This window comes from Leptospira ilyithenensis, assembly GCF_004771005.1.
Taxonomy (GTDB): Bacteria; Spirochaetota; Leptospiria; order Leptospirales; family Leptospiraceae; genus Leptospira_A; species Leptospira_A ilyithenensis.
Window position 1 is genome coordinate 22167 of the sequence record NZ_RQHV01000021.1, and the last position, 18156, is coordinate 40322.

Annotated in this window: 14 protein-coding genes, 1 tRNA gene and 1 pseudogene; 6 read left to right on the forward strand and 10 right to left on the reverse strand. The window is 40.0% G+C overall.

Features of this window, described 5'->3' with window-relative positions; translation table 11 throughout:
- Positions 1-104: 104 nt before the first annotated feature.
- The 4 genes from rbfA to rimP are packed head-to-tail and all read right to left on the reverse strand — an operon-like array spanning position 105 to position 5139.
- Positions 105-530 carry a 30S ribosome-binding factor RbfA gene (gene rbfA / locus EHS11_RS03125; protein WP_135762965.1) on the reverse strand — a complete coding sequence of 142 codons (426 nt, stop codon included), beginning with the start codon at positions 528-530 and terminating at the stop codon, positions 105-107.
- Positions 531-542: 12 nt separating this feature from the next.
- Positions 543-3248, reverse strand: coding sequence for a translation initiation factor IF-2 (gene infB, locus EHS11_RS03130; protein WP_135762966.1), 2706 nt, complete (start codon positions 3246-3248; stop codon positions 543-545).
- Positions 3249-3263: 15 nt separating this feature from the next.
- Entirely contained in the window at positions 3264-4646 is a 1383-nt protein-coding gene (gene nusA / locus EHS11_RS03135; RefSeq protein WP_135762967.1) for a transcription termination factor NusA, read from the reverse strand.
- Positions 4647-4650: 4 nt separating this feature from the next.
- Positions 4651-5139, reverse strand: coding sequence for a ribosome maturation factor RimP (gene rimP / locus EHS11_RS03140; protein ID WP_109018526.1), 489 nt, complete (start codon positions 5137-5139; stop codon positions 4651-4653).
- A 121-nt stretch (positions 5140-5260) separates the two neighbouring features.
- Here rimP and EHS11_RS03145 point away from each other — a divergent pair, with 121 nt between their 5' ends.
- Genes EHS11_RS03145 through EHS11_RS03155 form a run of 3 tightly spaced genes read left to right on the forward strand, consistent with a single transcriptional unit; the run spans position 5261 to position 8475 of the window.
- Positions 5261-6382 (forward strand): LIC_12708 family protein, encoded by a 1122-nt coding sequence (locus EHS11_RS03145; protein ID WP_246047564.1) that lies wholly within the window; start codon positions 5261-5263, stop codon positions 6380-6382.
- On the forward strand, positions 6383-7855 hold the full coding sequence (locus tag EHS11_RS03150) for an NAD(P)H-hydrate epimerase (RefSeq protein WP_135762968.1): 1473 nt from the start codon (positions 6383-6385) through the stop codon (positions 7853-7855).
- Entirely contained in the window at positions 7855-8475 is a 621-nt protein-coding gene (locus tag EHS11_RS03155) for a hypothetical protein (RefSeq protein ID WP_135762969.1), read from the forward strand. Before EHS11_RS03150 ends, EHS11_RS03155 begins: the two co-directional genes overlap by 1 nt.
- Before the next feature lie 251 nt (positions 8476-8726).
- On the opposite strand, the gene EHS11_RS03160 is transcribed toward EHS11_RS03155, so the two are convergent.
- Genes EHS11_RS03160 through EHS11_RS03170 form a run of 3 tightly spaced genes read right to left on the reverse strand, consistent with a single transcriptional unit; the run spans position 8727 to position 10660 of the window.
- Entirely contained in the window at positions 8727-9482 is a 756-nt protein-coding gene (locus EHS11_RS03160; protein WP_135762970.1) for a UDP-galactose-lipid carrier transferase, read from the reverse strand.
- The gene (locus tag EHS11_RS03165) at positions 9479-10237 is read right to left on the reverse strand and encodes a polyphosphate kinase 2 family protein (RefSeq protein WP_135762971.1); all 759 of its coding nucleotides are present in this window, start codon (positions 10235-10237) and stop codon (positions 9479-9481) included. Before EHS11_RS03165 ends, EHS11_RS03160 begins: the two co-directional genes overlap by 4 nt.
- Positions 10238-10288: 51 nt before the next feature.
- On the reverse strand, positions 10289-10660 hold the full coding sequence (locus EHS11_RS03170) for an HIT family protein (protein ID WP_246047565.1): 372 nt from the start codon (positions 10658-10660) through the stop codon (positions 10289-10291).
- A gap of 29 nt (positions 10661-10689) precedes the next feature.
- Between EHS11_RS03170 and EHS11_RS03175 the strand changes: the two genes are divergently transcribed.
- Together EHS11_RS03175 and EHS11_RS03180 are read left to right on the forward strand one after the other, a co-directional pair.
- A complete protein-coding gene (locus EHS11_RS03175) occupies positions 10690-11526 on the forward strand; it encodes a hypothetical protein (RefSeq protein WP_135762972.1) in 837 nt (278 codons plus the stop codon).
- A 14-nt stretch (positions 11527-11540) separates the two neighbouring features.
- A tRNA-Arg gene (locus tag EHS11_RS03180) sits at positions 11541-11612 on the forward strand.
- A gap of 4 nt (positions 11613-11616) precedes the next feature.
- Here EHS11_RS03180 and EHS11_RS03185 read toward each other — a convergent pair.
- Positions 11617-12942: a transposase gene (locus EHS11_RS03185; protein WP_246047566.1), complete on the reverse strand. Its 1326-nt coding sequence runs from the start codon at positions 12940-12942 to the stop codon at positions 11617-11619.
- Between the two features lie 494 nt (positions 12943-13436).
- Here EHS11_RS03185 and EHS11_RS03190 point away from each other — a divergent pair, with 494 nt between their 5' ends.
- On the forward strand, positions 13437-14522 hold the full coding sequence (locus tag EHS11_RS03190) for a hypothetical protein (RefSeq protein ID WP_167884329.1): 1086 nt from the start codon (positions 13437-13439) through the stop codon (positions 14520-14522).
- Between the two features lie 398 nt (positions 14523-14920).
- On the opposite strand, the gene EHS11_RS20060 is transcribed toward EHS11_RS03190, so the two are convergent.
- A complete protein-coding gene (locus EHS11_RS20060; protein ID WP_246047567.1) occupies positions 14921-15142 on the reverse strand; it encodes a hypothetical protein in 222 nt (73 codons plus the stop codon).
- Positions 15143-15943: 801 nt separating this feature from the next.
- A pseudogene (locus EHS11_RS20065) lies at positions 15944-18145 on the reverse strand (type I restriction endonuclease subunit R); the annotation flags it as partial.
- Positions 18146-18156: the final 11 nt, after the last annotated feature.

Here is an 18156-nt window from a genome sequence, read left to right on the forward strand (position 1 = left end):
CATATAGCAAAGAAGGGAAAAACACTTGGAAAAGTTGATATTTGAGTTAAAAAAAGCGGGAGCGGTTGAAACAAGGAAGCTTTGGAAAATCAAACGAAAGAAATCTATTTTTCTTCCGGATCCAAACTCTCATCTTCTTCCGCAAACTCTTCCGATGCATCCGGATGAGTTTCTTCAAAAAGAGTTTTTGGCTTGGATTCATCAATCAATCGAATCACTTCCAAAGACTTGATGTAATTATTGTCCCAGGCAAAAGTAAATCTCGGGTTTGTATGCAGATGGAGTTGTTTGCCAACAAGCGAAGTTAAAAATCCGGCAGAAGATGTAAGTCCTGCCATCAATTTTTTTCTTTCGTTATTGTTGCAAAGTGCGGTAAAATAGACAGTCGCCTTCTTCAGATCATCGGTAATCTCAATTCGATGAAAGGAGGGCAGAAAAATCCTGGGATCTTTCACCTTTCCTTCCAAAATCGCAGTAGCGAGAATGCGAATGATTTCCGCTTCGAGTTTTTTCTTTCGAATCGGATTCATAGTTTCTGACCTCTAAAGCTTACGTGCAATCTCTCTGATCTCGTAAGCTTCAATTTCATCGCCTACTTCAAAATCATTGAAACCATCGAGCAAGATACCGCATTCAAAACCTGTGAGAACATCAGCAACATCGTCTTTCATACGTTTGAGGTTCTTGAGTTTACCTTCCCATAGAATCTCTCCGGATTTGTTCGAAATCACCCGAACACTTGCTTGTTTGGTCACCTTACCGGATTTAACCATACAACCTGCAATGTTACCCACTTTGGAAATCTTGAATACGTCTCTGATTTCGATTTTACCGATTACGTTCTCAACTTTTTCAGGATCAAGTAGTCCTTCCATGGAAGCTTTTACTTCATTTACCACATCGTAAATGATGCTATAGTATTTGATTTCTACTTTTTCTTTCTCAGCCAAAGATACTGTTTTCGGATTGGCTCTTGTATGAAATCCGATCACAATCGCATTCGAAGCGGAAGCAAGTATGATATCCGAATCCACAATCGCACCCGTTCCGGCGTGAATCACATGTAGACGAACATCGACAGTGGATAATTTCTCCAATGCTTCTTTCACAGCTTCCGTAGATCCGCGAACGTCCGCTTTGATAATGACTTTGAGTTCTTTGAGGGCACCTTGTTTGATGATCTCACTCATATTGTCCAGAGTCACCCGAGTGGAGTTTTTAGACTGACCTAGTCTCTCATACTCTTGACGGCTATGGGAAATGGTTCTTGCTTCTTTATCGTCAATCACCACATCAAATGGAGCTCCTGCATCAGGAACTCCGTCCAAACCGGTAACAAGTGCCGGGAATGCAGGGCCTGCTTCCCGAATCGAATGACCTAAGTCATCATACATGGCACGAACTCGTCCTGCATGAACACCGGCCACAAATGCATCACCCACTCTTAAGGTTCCGTTTTGGATGAGAACCGTTGCAACAGCACCACGACCCGGATCGAGTTTTGCTTCTACGATCGTTCCTTTGGCACGGCGACGAGGGTTTGCTTTGTGATCGAGCAATTCCGCTTGGATGAGGATCATTTCAAGTAGTTTGTCGATTCCAATATTATTCTTTGCTGATATTTCACAAAAGATGGTAGTTCCACCCCATTCTTCCGGTTGAAGTCCGTAATTGGAAAGTTCTTGTCTTACTTTTTCCGGATTCGCCGCAGGAAGGTCAATCTTGTTGACCGCAACAATGATCGGAACAGATGCTTCTTTCGCATGATTGATCGCTTCGATGGTTTGAGGCATCACACCATCGTCAGCAGCTACAACCAGAACCACGATATCCGTAATGGATGCTCCACGAGCTCTCATGGAAGTAAAAGCTTCGTGACCAGGTGTATCTAGAAAGGCTACCTTTCCACGACTGGTCTCAACTTGGTAGGCACCGATATGTTGAGTGATTCCGCCGGATTCTCCTTCTGCTACGCGGGAAGAACGAATCGTATCCAATAATTTTGTCTTACCATGGTCAACGTGACCCATAATCGTAACAACCGGAGGGCGAGTGATATAATCTTCAGGAAGATCTTTTTCCTCTTCAATGACTGTTTCATCATAGAGAGAAACGATCTTCACCTTACAACCGTAATCATCTGCCAGGATCGAAGCAGTCTCCGCATCGATCACATTATTGATCGTTACCATCATACCCATTTTCATCAGTTTGGATATGATCTCACCCGGTTTTAGATTTAATTTTTTTGCAATCTCTCCCACTTGAATGTTTTCAAGGATAGAAATCTCTTTCGGTACAGCAGCAAGCGCTGCAGCCTGAGCTTTTTGTTTTCTAAAACTTTGTTTGAAAAATTTAGTATTTTCGTCTTTTTCAGTGCGGGCCTTATCTTTTTCAAAGACTCTCTTTTTGCCTGCACCAGAACCTGCTGGTCCCCCGGAACCAGTATTTCCACCGCCAAATGCAGGATCGGAAATAGGTTTAGCACCTGGGCCACCTTGCCCGATCGGACGAGCGCCTCGGTTTCCACCTTGTCCAGGACCACCCGGTCCACGATAACCACCGCCACCTTGGCCTTGTCCAGGACCACCCGGTCCGCGATAACCGCCACCTTGGCCTTGTCCAGGACCACCCGGTCCGCGATAACCACCACCTTGGCCTTGTCCACCACCCGGTCCGCGATAACCGCCACCACCTTGGCCTTGTCCACCGCCCGGTCCGCGATAACCGCCACCACCTTGGCCTTGTCCACCGCCCGGTCCACGATAACCGCCACCATCATTTCGTTGAGGGGGAGCATTCGTAGGTCTGGATATAATTGGATTTCTGTCTTCTTTTTTGAAAAAACCGGGAACGGTTTGCCCTTGGTTTCTTCTATCATCGTTTCTATAATTTGGTGACGAAGTATCTCCGGAGAGAATGGACTCAGGCTTTCTGTCCATTGGCCTTGACTCAGGTAATTCTTCTCTTTTGCGTTCCGGACGAGAAACAATGGGAGAGGCTTGGGAAGGAGCTTGAGGACCCGATCCTAAACCACCTTGTCTTTTTGCTTCTTCTCTAATGAGTTCATTTAGATCTTTTTTTCTATTATCCGCTGTAGAGGAACCGGTTCTCGGCTCTACAGGAGTGGCGCTAGCTTTGGACTCAACAGAGTTGGGCTTTTTTTTGATGACAAGTTTTTTTTTCGTCTTATCACCGCTAGCCGCACCCTGTTGCAGGGTTTCTTTAATCGACTTTTGTTCTTCCATATAGTATTGCTAGCCTTAGCCCTCTTCCACCCATTCAATCGACTCACGAAGTAATTTCAAAATTTGATCCGCTGTAGTGCGACCAATTCCCGAAATCGCCGACAACTCTTCCGGACTTACATCAAGTAATGTTTCCACATCCTTGATTCCACCTGCTTCCAAAAGTCCAACGATCCTTGGAGTGAGGCCCGGCACATCGGAGAGAGGAGTTAGATCCGAATCATCTTCTGAAATAGATTCATCACTCACTTCTTCCATTGCTTCCTGTTGCGCGTTGAACAATCTATCCAGTTTTTCGCGCGCTTCCGGAGAAGCCAATTCTTGGTTGTACTGAGAAACCGTTTTGATATCGATCTTGTATCCTGACAATTGGGAAACCAATTTCACATTGGAACCGTTCACACCAATTGCGAGAGACAAAGACTCATCCGGAACGATCACGAGGGCATCCCCTCTCTTTCGATCCACATGAACTTCAACCGGTTTTGCAGGAGAAATAGCATTGGCAATAAACACACTCGGTTCTTCCGAATGCAATACGATATCGATTCTTTCATTTCCAAGTTCGCGTACGATTGCTTGGATACGAACCCCTTTCATACCGACGCAGGCACCGACAGGATCTACATCTTGTTTGGTTGTATAAACAACTACCTTGGTTCGAAAAGAAGGAATACGAGCTACGTCTCTGATTTCAACGATTCCGTCATAAACTTCAGGAATCTCCATCTCGAATAATTTCTTCACAAAGTCCCCGGAAGCCCGCGATAAAGTGATCACAGGCATCGGTTCTCTGGGTCGAATTTCCACTCTGGATATAATTGCTTTTAGGCGATCCCCCTGGCGGTATTTTTCCCCTGGGTTTTGGTCTTTCTTGGGCATAATGCCTTCGACCTTACCTAAATCGATACTCATCGCGTCTTTTTTCCATCTTTGGAAATATCCGTGAGTGAGTTCCCCTTCCTTGGATTTGTATTCCTGGAAGAGAAGGTCTTTTTCCATATCTCGAAGTCTTTGGAAAACCATTTGTTTCGCTTGGCTGGAAAGTACCCTGGATAGGTCTTGCGGTTTTTCGTAAATGCGAAGTTGGGAACCGGCAGAAACACTTGGATCTGTTTTATGAGCTTCCGCTTCGGTAATTTCAAGAGGAGTTTTCGGTTCCCCATCCACTACTGTTTTCAAAACGGAAACAACGATTTCGTTTTTATTGTCCGAGCCAAATTCAACTTGGCAAAGTTCTTCCTCATCCGTTTCCAAGCCCAACTTCTTTCGATAGGCGGTGAGAAGGGATTCCTGGATGATACCGAGTACAAGATCTCTGTCCAAGGATTTGTCTTGGCAGAACTGTTGGATGGCTTCAAAGAGGCCGATTTCTTTCGTCGCTTGTTTAGTTGCCATAATATTATAATTCTAAAAATAAATTTCCTTTTCGAATTTCTGTTAAAGGCTTTTCGATTGCAGGAATTTCTTTTCGTTTTGACGCCTTTCTGTCGTAAGGCACTAAATAAATCGAATCCCCAACTCTCTCGCCCAAACGAAAAATCCGTTTGTCCCAGTCCCCGTCTTCCAAGAGGACTTCTAGTTTCGCTAATAGTCCTTGGAATCGATCCAAATCCTCAGGGATGCGCAGAGCACGCTCTACCCCACCTGAGGAAACCTGAAGAGTGAAGTCAAACTCCTCTCCCCAAAGATCCAGCTCCTCTTTGAGTCTCCTTGATACTTCCTCACAATCAAACAAACTGACAGAGCCAGTTTTATGTGTAAGGTGATCCAGTGTAATCTCAATGAGGGCGTGGTTTTTCCGATTCTGTACTTGGAGCGAAAAAAGTGCAAGAGGCGGTTCGAGAATTTTGTTTAAAAGTTCTCGGATGTTTTCCTCGGTGTATACCAAACCATATCCAAAAGGAACTCCGTCAGGGATTCCTCGTAAGAGACCCAATTCATGTTAAAAAATAACACGACACTTGTCAAGCTAGGAAAACCGAGTTGTGCTGTAAATAAAAAAATAGGGAATGGAAGTTGACCGTATGCGCCTTCTCTATCTGATCTTAATTCCTTCCCTGTTTTTAACATGCCTTCGTTTTCGTGTGGACAACCTAAAAGATGAGATTCTATTTCGAATCCCTCTCGGAGGAACATCCGATACCTGGGAAGGAGTTGTGGTAAACCAAGTGCTTACCAACGTTCCCATGACAGTACCTGTAGGTTCCAATGTTGTGGCACTCGCTGATACAAAACAATCCATTATCAAATTATTCGATCGAAACGGGCGCTTGGAAGCAACCATAGGAAACCCTGATTTCAAATCTTTGTCCGGAATCCCCCACTATCCGTTTCGGTTCGGCGGACTCGGGATCGTTGCCATCACCGAAGACGGAGACCTTGTCATCCAAAACAGAATTTCTTCCAAAGGAATGGAACTTCCTCCCGGACAGGAAAGTTTGTATAAATCCTACAGCGGCAATTTTTCCACTTCCGGAACAACGATACTTCCCTCCTTTCTGGTGCAAATTTCCCAAAAAGGCGTCGTAAAATTTATGCTAGGTGCTTCGGGCAAAAATTCAGAACCCTTCCGATACATTGAAGCTCTGATTCCCGGAGAAGGAGAACGGTTATTCGTTTACCAGAGAATTGCGGAAGAAATGAGACTTTCCTATTTTGAAGAAGGTGAACTCAAAGGAAATATAAAAGAATCTTCCCTCTCCGTATTCAAAAGTAACGATGCCAAAGACTACGATATCACATTGGACAAAATCCTTCCTCATCCGGAAGGAGAATATGTGCTCGCTTCGTTCAGTTACTTTTCGAAAAAAGACAAACGTTTCAAATTCAGAAGGATTTACCGGTATTCTTTTATGGATTCGGAAGCGGTATTTATGAAGGAAATCCAAGATCCTTCCGAGATTTTATTTTCCATCAGATCCAATAATGAATTTTATATTTGGGAAACGGAAGACCAGGGAAATTCCATTCGTCTGCAAGTACACGATAGCGAAGGAAATCACGTAAATAACAAACGTTTGCCGTTCGCTCCCCCGAGAGGGCAATGGAGGGAAACATATACCGATTCCGATGATAATATTTATTCCGTGCGAATTCGTTCGGGAGCTTTAGAAGTATATCGTTGGATCTAGATGATAAAACATCCCATTTATACGAATGAAGAATCAAAGTTCATTGATGATTATTGCCATCATACTTTAAATTATCCCGAGACTACTCTTATGGGAATGGCTGCGGTTTCCGTGTTCCATGCAAATGAAGATCTATGGTCCACTGCAGAAGAGATATGGATCGTATGTGGAACCGGAGGGAACGGAGGAGACGGATACGCGCTTGCACAAATCCTTTTTCAGGAAGGACAAAACGTACGAATCTTTTCTTTGGGAGAACCTAAAAGAAAAGACAGTTTATTTTATTCGGAACAATGCATCAATTCGGGGATTCCCGTTCATTCCTTTCAAGATCTTGAAAAATGGGAAGAGGAAAAAGAAGCGGATTCCATTTTGCTCGTAGATGCTATCTTAGGAATAGGATTTACTCCTCCTTTGAAAAAAGAAATTCTATCCGCAATCGAATGGATCAACTCTTCCGATTTATTTTTCTATAAACTTTCTTTGGACACTCCGTCCGGATTTATTGCAACCGACCCTGATTCCATTTTCATTGAAGCGGACTCGATCGAAGAATTGGGAACCCGAAAATGGGAAAACCTGGGTTATGCGGTAGGTGATAAAATCATTCCCAGATATTACGAATCCATCGGTTTTCCCGTTCGATCCCTGACGGAGGATCTGTCGTTTTCTCACCGTTTTTATTGGGAAAAATGCAATTGGGAAGAAATACCCGATTTGATTGCAAGGAAACCTAACTCATACAAATACACATCAGGCTCTTCCGTTTTTTTCGGAGGAGAAGAAGGAATGCACGGAGCAATTATACTCTCCCAGTCCGCCTTTCAAAACTTAGGCGGAGGAATTTCAAAAGTATTCACACCGTCGGGGGTCACGAGAGATCTGATCCTAGGGTCCGATCCTTCCCGAATGGTTTCTCTCGGTGACGGAATGGAAATGGAATCCGATCCTATCTTTTCAAAAACAAAAACAATTGTGGTAGGTCCCGGAACAAAGGCATACCCCGGATTTTTGAAACATTTGAAATTAAGAGAAGATCAAACTTTGGTATTGGATGCAGGTGCCATTCCCGGATCAAAAGAGACAATACCAAAAGGGAATGTGATTCTCACTCCTCACGTAGGAGAATTTGAGCGACTAACGGGAGTAAAAGCACCTAACATTCAGGAAGCTTATCCGGTTGCCGTGGAATTTTGCAAAAAAAACAATGTTTCGCTGCTTTATAAATCGCATATCAGTTTGTTTGTTACAAATACCGGTACCTCCTATGTTTGGGAATCCCCGAATCCTCATCTTGCCACAATGGGAACGGGGGATTTGCTTGTGGGAGTTCTTGCCCGTTTTCTATCTTTAGGGTTTGAAAATTCGGAAGCAATGTATTATACTTTATCCTTTCTGGAAGGAGTGAGAGAAATGCAGGAACCTTACCCTACAGCAGGCGAAATACTTCAATTCTTGGTGAGGAAATTATAATGGGTCAAGGTTATCATTCCCGCTCTCCGGAAGAATTCAGAGATTTTCTGAAATCAATCGATCAGAAATCCAGAAAATTAAAATGGAAGCAACTCATCATCATTATTGATATAATGCTTTTGTTATTTGTTTTTTATCTGGTATTCCGTGCGCTCAATCCGGGGAGTTTTCAAGACCCGACCCAGTCCGCAAAACAGATCATAGATGGAAACTCCGCTTACCTTTCCTTGTCGAGAGAAAAGGAAGATGATTTTCAGGGATATTTTTTGTTCTTTGAAAACACATCGAGAGAAGAGATTATAATCCCGAAAACGGATTGGATCGGAGAATTCAGAATCTTAAACAAGGAAGGAGTTCTTTGTTATTCGGAAAAATTAAACTGGGAGCCGAGAAAGATCCTTTCGGGAACAAAAGGATTTCTCTACCATTCCGTCTCTTTAAAAAAACTAAAGGAAATGGATCCAGTTTGCAAAAAGGAAGTCTTTGATGAAAACTATTCTTTCTTTCGTTCCAAATTCAGTTCCCTCGGGCTTGGATTTTTTTCTCAAGTAGTTGTTTCTACGCCAAACAGAAATTATATTTTCCAAATCAAACAAAAGCCTTACAGGGAAGATAAATAATAACATACAAAACTACCAGGAAGGGAACCCGAGAATACGATTGAATTTGTGAATAACAAACCTTATGCAATTTTAAGTTCTTTGTAATTCTTAATTTCATTTACTACTTGCTGAATCTGTGTAGGTAACTTTTTAGAAAATTCTTGATTCCAAACTTTCTGAGTTGCATTGTCCCGAAAGGATAAAATCGCAGCTAATATTACTGTTATTCGTTACTATCGTCAATCAGAAATATATATTCAACTCAATTCCTATTTAAACTTTTTAGGAATGTTCAGTTTGCTTTCCAAAAAATTCACTGCTTGGGCCAGAACAAAACATCTTGCAAAGTATTTATCGTTGGCAGGCACCAAAATCCAGGGAGCTTCCGAATGATCTGTTTTCAGAAACATTTCATTGGCGGCGACTTCGTAATTTTCCCATTTGTCCCGATTCCGATAGTCCTCGTCTGTCAATTTCCAGCGTTTGAGAGGATCGTTTTTTCTATAGTCGAATCGTTTTAACTGTTCATCTGAATCAATATGCAGCCAAAACTTGATCACAATTGCACCGTCATTTATCAGCTGTTCTTCGAATCTTACTATTTCTTCGAAAGATCTTTTCCATTCCCCTTCCGTAGCAAAACCTTCGATCCGTTCGACAAGCACTCTTCCGTACCAAGAACGATCGAAAATTCCCACGAGCCCTTGCCCCGGAATCCGATTCCAGAATCTCCAGAGATAATGCCTTAATTTTTCTTCACTGCTTGGTGCCGCGATGCTATGAACCGTATAAAGAGTTGGATCGATTTCTTCCGTTAGACGGCGAATCGCACCTCCCTTTCCTGCGGCGTCCCAACCTTCAAATACGAATACGATGGAACGTCGGACCTGTTTCGCATAAAGAGTGGCGATTCGAATCCTTTCCTTTAACTTTTTCATTTGCAATTTATAATTGGAACGATCGAGTTTTTGATTAAGATCCAAATCTTTTATATCCAGAATTTTTGTTAAAATCGGGTTTTTCATATATTTGCCGCCCCGTTTTTTAAGAGACCCAGTTCCAAAGCGGAATCAGTTTCCAAAATGGATTCGAGAGATTCAATCAGAGAAAGCAATAATTTTGTTTTCGCCTTATCCAAATCATCCGCTTCTATGATCGTCCAGGGAGAAAATTCGGTATGGGAGTCAGAGAGACACTCTTTGAATAACCTACGATATGCGGAATAATGTTTGAACTGATCTTTGTCATAGGCTGACAATTCCCAGTTCCGGTTTTCTTTTTTGGATTCGGAAAACCTCCTTTTTTGTTCCTTCGGATTCAGATGAAAAAAGAATTTATGAAACCGAACTTTTTCCAAAGACAACATGGCTTCCATATGCAGAATGTATTTTAGATTTTCCTCGTATTCTTTTTTTTTGATCTTCTTCTTTGCCAAAAGATAAATCATCTTTCCGTAATAAGAATTCAGATAAAAAAGAGATTCGCCAAACCGTGGTAATATTTGCCAGAATTTCCATAAAAACGGAAACGCATTGTCTTCGGATGTTTGAAGATCGGGAGAATGGACTTTGAACTTTTTCGGATCCAAACGAACCGTTAGAGTTTTCAGAAGTTCACCCTTACCTGACGAGGACCAACCTTCTATGATAAAGATATGAGCGATTTCCTTATCGAAACTTCGCCTTTGCAAAAGGAAAAGTCTCTCTTGCAATCTTTCCAATTCCTCATCCGTAACTGAAAAATGATCCGAAAGAGATGGGGTGTCTTTTAAAGAAATCATTCCCAAAAGGAAAATGGATTTTGATCATTTGGAAAGAATTATTTATTTGATTTAAAGCGGTTTGGAAAAACCGGGACCCAATGCCTTTTCCAAATGGGAGATTCCTTTTTCCTGACCTTCGTATCTGGGTACCAAGTGGACATGCAAATGAGGGACCTTCTCCGCAATCGCGGCGAAATAGATTTTTTCAGGTTTCACTTCCAGAGCGGAACTTGATTCCAATGCGGAAAAAAGAATCTGTCCGTAATCCGAACACTCCTCCTTTGTAAGGGATGCCCAAGATTCCACATGCCTTTTGGATTCCAAATACAAATACCCCGAAAGGGATTTGTCGGAAGGAGCTTCGCGCAAAACCCAATGTTTTGTTTCTTGGATGATATTTATTTTTTCCTTCTGAGAATCGCAAATGGGACAGGTTATCATATTCGGAAAATTCTCCGATATAGGAAACTATGGGGAACTCTTTTTTTAAATCTCTTATCATCTTCTTTGCAGTATTTTCTTTGAAAGGCCTGGAAGCGCAAACAACGACATTTTACGACGAATTTTTGGATCAGATCGCAGAAGACGTGTTTTTGTCCCCCCAGAAAAAAGAAGAAACCGAAATCGGGAAAAGAGTGCGGGAAAAGAATTTTGAAGAGATCAAAAACATCCGCAGTTTTATCAAAAACAGATTGGTTTATGAAAATACGAAAGAGAAAATACTCGGAAAAAACCAGGAAGCAAAGACAGGTTTGATCCAAGACTTGGAAAGTCTTCCCAATTTGGGAGGACTTTTATGGTACAGAGACAACCAAACAGTCCTTCGATGGGGAGATTGGTCCGATTTTTATGAAGATGGGTTCAGTGCCGAAAAAATCCGTTTAGAAGGCCAATTGCCATCTTTTCGTTTGGGAAACGATGAATTTTATTTTTTTGCAAAAAACATGTCCGGTTATTCTCCGGTGGATTTCCGATTCGTCGGTTGGGAATCCACCTTCTACGTATTTGGCGATGATGGCTCTCTTCGTTTTTCAAACGATTCCCATATAGACAAATCCCTTCGTGTTTCCGAATTTCGCAAAACCTTTGAAACCATTCGGGAAAAAATCCCAGGCTGCGAAATCCTGGAAGAAAATGATTTGAAAATTTTCATCATCCCAGCCAAAAACCACCCCATCTACTATATCCTCTACGGACTTAGATTGTTTCTATATGTTTGGACAGTCTACCTGCTCTGGCTATTCATCAACCTCGCCTTCCCTAACCTAAAAAATCATTTGCCCCCATCTCCTCCCGAAACAACATGACCTTATAAACTTAAGCCCTGGTAGTTCAACGGATAGAACATCGGTCTTCGGAACCGACAGTGGGGGTTCGATTCCCTCCTGGGGCAGATTTTAGTCCCTATCACCAAGTCCCACATCCGTATCGTCCAAAAGAAGCTTCTTCAAGCCTTCACTGTATCTCAAGTTCCCTAAGAAACTAATTTCATCTAAGTACAATTGACTCCACTTCGGAGAAATATAATGGTAACTTCGGAATGATTGCTTTAATGTATTGTTCCTTGCCTCTGCTCCATTAGAAGTCACTCCATCTTTTGTAATCCACCTTTCTCTAGATAAATTGTATCTATGATCATTACTCTTCTTGGAATGATTTACCATTCTATGATTGGGTCTATCCCATATAAATGTATAACCTTCATCTGTAAAAAGTGGAATAGACTTTGGGATTTTATTTTCTAAGTCATTGAGCAAATAACTTTGATTATTCAGAGGGATACTTTTGTAAAATGTCATTCCATGGTTCACTCCGACTGTATGAACCAAGATACCCTTCTGCTCCCCTCCTAGATTATTAGAAAGATAGATGCTTGAAGTTCCAGTTTTGTATCTTCTACTTCTATGTTTATTAGCTCTCAGCGATGAGGAATACAATACAACGCTATCCGCTACCGCAACTGGTTGATTTACTATTAATGGTCTTAGATCACCCTTCTTAGGCAATTTTAGAGGGTTTTTATTACCATAATCCTCTAATTCATTATAAAGTTGTTTTTGAAGTGTTTCATTTAATAGAGAAGTAACGACCTGAATTCTTCTCTTTAAGTAGTAAGCGGTTTTATAGGGTAAGTTTAATTTTCTACTTATCTCAGTGGAAGTCACTACCTTTGGGTATTGTAAAATCTGATCATGCAATATATAAGAGAAATAACTTAGGGGTAATTTGAAGTTATCAAATGGTGTCTTTGAAGTAATAGATATTTGTTTTTGGCAATTAGAACAACGGGCTACTGTGTCTCTATTTTTTACTTTTAGAAATAAAAGGGAAGGTTCATTACAGTCACAATTTTTATTAAATAATTTTGCTAAGATAGTTAGGGACTTTATTTTGTAATGTCTATTCAGTTCCTCATTACCTAATAATGGATTTTTGTAATCATAATGATTCTTGAAGGCTTTGGTATTAATAAAATGGGATAGAAAGGATGAGGTGTTTTCTTCTTTGAGGGGCTTCGGGTGGAGTTTTCCCTCGGCGGAGTGAGGGGAAGCGGAACGTAAGGAAGAAGTGACACCTTGCCTTGGTAAGGGGTCTGCTTCGGAAGTGGATTTTGGGGGAAATGTGGGGGTTCGGGATAGGCTCCTTGTCATTTTAACACCTGTTCTCTGTTTAGCTGTAGGATCTAGCGGGGATTCTATTTTTAGATGTTTTGTTCCTGACATAGAGGAAACTTCTATACTAAAATTTGGGAAATGTCAAAGGGAAATCGTTTGGGATTGGATAAGAAAAGGATGAAAGTGGGAGATTTTTTATTTAAAACTTAACTTCGAGTTAGGTTATTTACCGATGATTTAAATAACTAGTTCTTAAAAAGAAAGCGAAAGAGTTTCGCCCTTCTCTATCAAAAGGGATTTTTTATACATTAATACAACTAAACAGTGTTATATATTATTTTCCAAAAGCAAAATTTGAATCTTAACAGATTTCTGTAACCTACCCTTTGATTTAACTCATTAACTTTCTCATAATAATGCCCACTAACTCCAGCAAATTTCAGTTCTATTTTTTACCGAGTACCCCCTGTATATCTTCAAAAATCGTATGTTGAGATTACATTTTAATTTTTTTACTGACGCAAAAACCAATCCAATTTTTTTGTTTGATTGCTATCCAAAATAACTATTGAACTAAACTAACTTTTTGGTATGTTATCAAAATGAATTATCTAAACAAATTGATTCCAGATTCCAACCTTTTTTTGCTCAATATTACTGATAGAGTTTACCAAATACCTTTAACGAAACCTTTCAAGGATATTTTAAGTATGGCGAGAGCCAAGAAATTCGTTCTAGCCGCAGTTATAACCCTGTTATTATACAGCTGTAAAGATACTCAGAGTAAAAAGGAAGAAAAACCAACTAGTCATTATTATTCAGTTAATGCCTCAAAACTGCATATAAGAGAATATGAAAATGTTAAAGCCAAATCTTTAGGTTTTGTAAATAATAAGGAAGTAGTAAAGCGTCTTGGTGACTATGGGATTGATGCCATAATCGACGGTAAGGAAGGGGAATGGATTTATATCCAGACATCCAAAGGAATTCGTGGGTTCGTTTTTTCAGCATTTCTTCAAAATTTAACCATAGCTGAATCTAAAAAAATTACATTTGCTTCCGATCAATATGAATTTAATGACTCACATGCACTCTATATTTACAAATTTGATCCTAAAATCATAACACTAAATGAGCTAAAAAAATTATCTGTCTATAATCCACGACACCCTAATTACTGTTCAAGTAAAACAGTATATATAGAATTATGTATTAAAGAGGATGATCGATATTCGGACTGCCATCTCAAAAAATTATCCAATCCAAACTTTTTAAAAAATGCAATGATTAATCTTTCAGATTACCAGCATGAAATAAATACATATTCTGAGATCATTCCTCCAGATTACCTAAAGGAAATTTCTGAAGCTTGCAAGGAAGAATCAGAATTTCAGCTTTATTTGGCAAATAGTATCTTGGAATTTCTTAAATCAAATGATATAAATTATCTAAGAAAGAAATTTAAGGTATTCGATCCAGAAAAACAAGCAACTGAAATTCTTTCCGCTATTGAAACAGAAGAAGACAAAAATAGAATTTTTGAACTCGTGACTCACAATTGGCATAACGCAATGAATAGTATTTATCATGAAAATAAAAAACTGCCCGACGATGAAATGGTCTGGAGTAATTTTCTGAAAGAAAAATCTGTAAAATCTGAAATTATTTGGTTAGTCGACACTGAGTGAATCCAAGGCATTGATTATTCCTCAGTCCCAGCACATGCCATTCATTCTTGAATCATAGTCTTCTACAAGCTCGTTCCTTTACACTTAGTGCAATGCCAAGAAATCTTGTTTCCCGCCTCATCAAAATTTTCACCATTTTCTTTCCTGCCCCAATATTTACCCTTAACAAAGGTTTTCTACATTTTGAACATTTATGCTTTGGGGAGTATCGTCCTCTTCCCTAATCGTCAGTATGCTTAGGTAAAATTTACTATGTAGCCAGTTGCAACCTTCCTTGTTTTAAAGTTGCCTATTTCTATGTCCACAATATCGGGGGATGGTCAATCCATCAAATACAAAGTTATCTTTTTGCCAGCAGGTTTTAAAGGTAGCATCTAAATTGTAAATCCTGAACCACTCTATGCCATTCCCTTGTTCAAATTCTGCATAAACACATTCAACATTGCCCTGGCAAATTTATCGTAAATAGCTTCATCATTGAGTAGTTTGGCAGAGATATCTTTGTTTGTATTGATTGTATTCATGATCGCTTCGGAGAGAGCCTTAGGATAGTCACCTAGCATAATCTGGTCTTTTGAATTTCCAGCCTTCATTTGGTTTAACACTTCAGGGTTTTTCATGACTTCAGGTTCAAGAGACATTCCAAAATTATATACTCGATCAAGTGCATCGTTATCTGAGAATTGCCCTTCAAAAAGGTCATTGATGCTATCGATAATTTCTGAAAGTAGCTCCTTTTTCTTCTCTATTGCACTTGAACCAATGACTGGCTTTTCAGGATCAAGATTTGCATCACGTGGAGTAGGATTATGAACCTTTTTGTTATGAATTTTATAATGAGATAGTGATAAAGATAACATGAGTTCATTGTCTGGATCATCTACTTTCAAAAGTTCTTTAAGGTGTTTTAAGAATAGGTAGAGTTTTTCTAGTTCTTCATTATCATAATCTACGATATTACTCATAAATTCGTAAAAATCTAAAAACTTATTCACACCTGCTTTGAATTGGTCTAAGGTTGCTTTGACTTCTTTAGCGGAGTGGAGTTCCTTTTCGGATTCTTTAATATTTTGATCATTTTTGGATTGTTTAGCTTGAGAATGAATTTCCAATGCTTGTCGAATGATATCTACTGCCTTTTTATATCTTTGCTTGAACTCATTTCCAGGAAAAGACATAATCGAACTCAATCGTTCCTGTGAGAGTTTAGCCTGTTTTTTATTTTTAATATTTGCTAGTTGCTGGTAGTATTCATTTGCAAAGTCTTCCACCTGACTTGTGGTAAATATCTGAGCATCGACTAGCTTATTCTTGATGGGAAAGATGTCATTCGGATCAGAATTGTCAGAAAGATTTGTTACTTTATAGAATGGAGAAAAAGCCTCGATAATTTCTTCCGTTTTATTTACAAAGTCTAGAATGAATGTCTGGTCTTTATTTGGATAGATGCGATTCATGCGAGACAGTGCCTGGACACAATCAACACCAGAGAACTTCTTATCGATATACATCGCACAGAGTTTTGGTTGGTCAAATCCAGTGAGAAATTTATTCGCTACGAGCATGATCTGAAAGTCACTGCCATCAAATGCCTCCCTAAGTTCTTTCCCATCCAAACTTGGATTTATGTTCTTTTCGGTAAATGGTTCCACTCCATATTCTTTATCAATGATCTCACCAGAGAATGCGACGAGAGCATGGATATCTGTGTATTTGTTATCTCTGATGTATTTATCTAATTCTAGCTTATAACGAACCGCTTCTTTTCTGGAGCCAGTGACAACCATCGCTTTTGCATTGCCATTTAACATATGTCTGACATGAGTTCTGTAATGCTCAATGATGATTGCTATCTTTTGGGAGATATTATGCGGATGGAGTCTTACCCATTTACTGATTTTGGTTTTAGCTTTGCTAGTATCGACTTCCTTATCTTGGCTTTGGTTTGCGATTCTATAGGCTACATCATATGTGATGTAGTTTTTCAAAACATCGAGAATAAAACCTTCCTCGATAGCTTGTTGCATCGTATAAGTATGAAATGGAATGGGAGTATTTTCTTTTGACTTAGGTTGGTCAGGAAAACGTAATCTTCCAAAAATCTCTAGAGTTTTTGGTTTTGGAGTTGCTGTAAATGCAAAGTAACTTATGTTCTTGGAAGCTTTTTTGCTTTCGATGCTAATACGAAACATATCTTCAGCAGTTACTTCTTCTTCCTCATCGAATTCTGTTTGTAGGATTTCTTTCAGTTTGGATGCTGTCTTTCCTGTTTGAGAAGAATGAGCCTCATCGGCTATCACTGCAAAGGTAAAATCCTTTAAAGAAGTCTCTTGCTGGATGGCTTCTAGGATAAATGGAAAGGTCTGAATCGTTACAATGATGATTGGTGAATTGCCAAGGAGTGCTTCTGCGAGTTTCTGTGATTTGGAGCCTGATCCTTCTTCTCTAGAAATCCGTTTTACAACGCCTGCTTGGTGGTCAAATTGATAAATGGTGTCTTGGAGTTGGCTATCTAATACGTTTCTATCAGTTACTACAATTACGTTCCGAAATAAACTTTTTCCCTGAGATGCTCCTCCTTGGATCGTGAGTGAAGCAAGTTGGTGACTGAGCCAAGCAATGGAATTTGATTTACCAGAGCCAGCACTATGCTGAATCAAGTAGTGGTGACCTGCCCCCTCTTTGTAAGCTGTATCTATTAATTTGGTAACACAATCAAGTTGGTGGTACCTTGGAAATACCATAAAGTAATCATCTGGTTTTAGCTTTTTGCCTTCCTTATCTTTCTCTTGGAGGTGAATGAACCTACCAATGATTTTGAGAAGCGTTTCTTTTTCTAACACCTGTTCCCAAAGATAAGCAGTCGCATGTCCGTTTGGATTGGGAGGATTGCCAGAGGCTTCACCATTGCCCTTATTGAAAGGGAGAAATTTAGTTTTCTCGCCTTCGAGTTTGGTCGTCATATAGACTTCTTCATTGGAAACAGCAAAGTGAACTAGTGTCCGTTTGTTAAATGCAAGGATAGGTTCTGGTTTTTTAGTAACAGAGTTGATTGGACTTCGATCCTTTTTGTATTGCTTCATCGCATGGTGAACCGATTGAGTGAAATCAGTCTTTAGCTCAACCGTGATGATTGGAATTCCATTTAGGAAAATAACTAGATCGATGATACCACTTCCATGTCCTGTTCTATCTAACATCTCCTGGTGAAAAGGTGAGTAGCGAATCTGACGAACCACACGCAAAATGTTGGCATCGTATTGTTCTTTAGCCTTTACGTTGGATAAGTTGTCAGGTTTGAAATGAGCTATTCTAAACTTGGAGCCAACAAATTCAATGCCTCTGCGAAAGGAACGAATGGAACCAGTGGCATCCAGATACCTCGCCACTTCTCTCGCTAGAGTTTTGTCTGCTTCCGATCCATGTTTTTTGACTAACTTGTCATATTCCTCAGTTTGTGTGGAACGCATGTAAGTAACCAAGTCTTCCTGGTACAATCCAAGTTCTGCATTGTAGAGGTCAGGTTCACCTTCTAAGTATGGTTTTGAGAATAAGGTCTCACTTGAGGTAGTGAGGTAACGGACAATGTCTGATTCAAATACGATTTCGTTATGTGGTCTCATGAGTTTCGATA

Bases quoted from the DNA above. Each gene is read 5' to 3' on its own strand.
- nusA (WP_135762967.1), bottom strand. From the start codon at position 4,646: ATGGCAACTAAACAAGCGACGAAAGAAATCGGCCTCTTTGAAGCCATC.
- EHS11_RS03165 (WP_135762971.1), bottom strand. From the start codon at position 10,237: ATGATTTCTTTAAAAGACACCCCATCTCTTTCGGATCATTTTTCAGTT.
- EHS11_RS03150 (WP_135762968.1), top strand. From the start codon at position 6,383: ATGATAAAACATCCCATTTATACGAATGAAGAATCAAAGTTCATTGAT.
- EHS11_RS20060 (WP_246047567.1), bottom strand. From the start codon at position 15,142: ATGAAAAACCCTGAAGTGTTAAACCAAATGAAGGCTGGAAATTCAAAA.
- EHS11_RS03175 (WP_135762972.1), top strand. From the start codon at position 10,690: ATGGGGAACTCTTTTTTTAAATCTCTTATCATCTTCTTTGCAGTATTT.
- EHS11_RS03190 (WP_167884329.1), top strand. From the start codon at position 13,437: ATGAATTATCTAAACAAATTGATTCCAGATTCCAACCTTTTTTTGCTC.
- EHS11_RS03170 (WP_246047565.1), bottom strand. From the start codon at position 10,660: ATGATAACCTGTCCCATTTGCGATTCTCAGAAGGAAAAAATAAATATC.
- EHS11_RS03185 (WP_246047566.1), bottom strand. From the start codon at position 12,942: ATGTCAGGAACAAAACATCTAAAAATAGAATCCCCGCTAGATCCTACA.
- EHS11_RS03160 (WP_135762970.1), bottom strand. From the start codon at position 9,482: ATGAAAAACCCGATTTTAACAAAAATTCTGGATATAAAAGATTTGGAT.
- rbfA (WP_135762965.1), bottom strand. From the start codon at position 530: ATGAATCCGATTCGAAAGAAAAAACTCGAAGCGGAAATCATTCGCATT.
- EHS11_RS03155 (WP_135762969.1), top strand. From the start codon at position 7,855: ATGGGTCAAGGTTATCATTCCCGCTCTCCGGAAGAATTCAGAGATTTT.
- EHS11_RS03145 (WP_246047564.1), top strand. From the start codon at position 5,261: ATGGAAGTTGACCGTATGCGCCTTCTCTATCTGATCTTAATTCCTTCC.
- infB (WP_135762966.1), bottom strand. From the start codon at position 3,248: ATGGAAGAACAAAAGTCGATTAAAGAAACCCTGCAACAGGGTGCGGCT.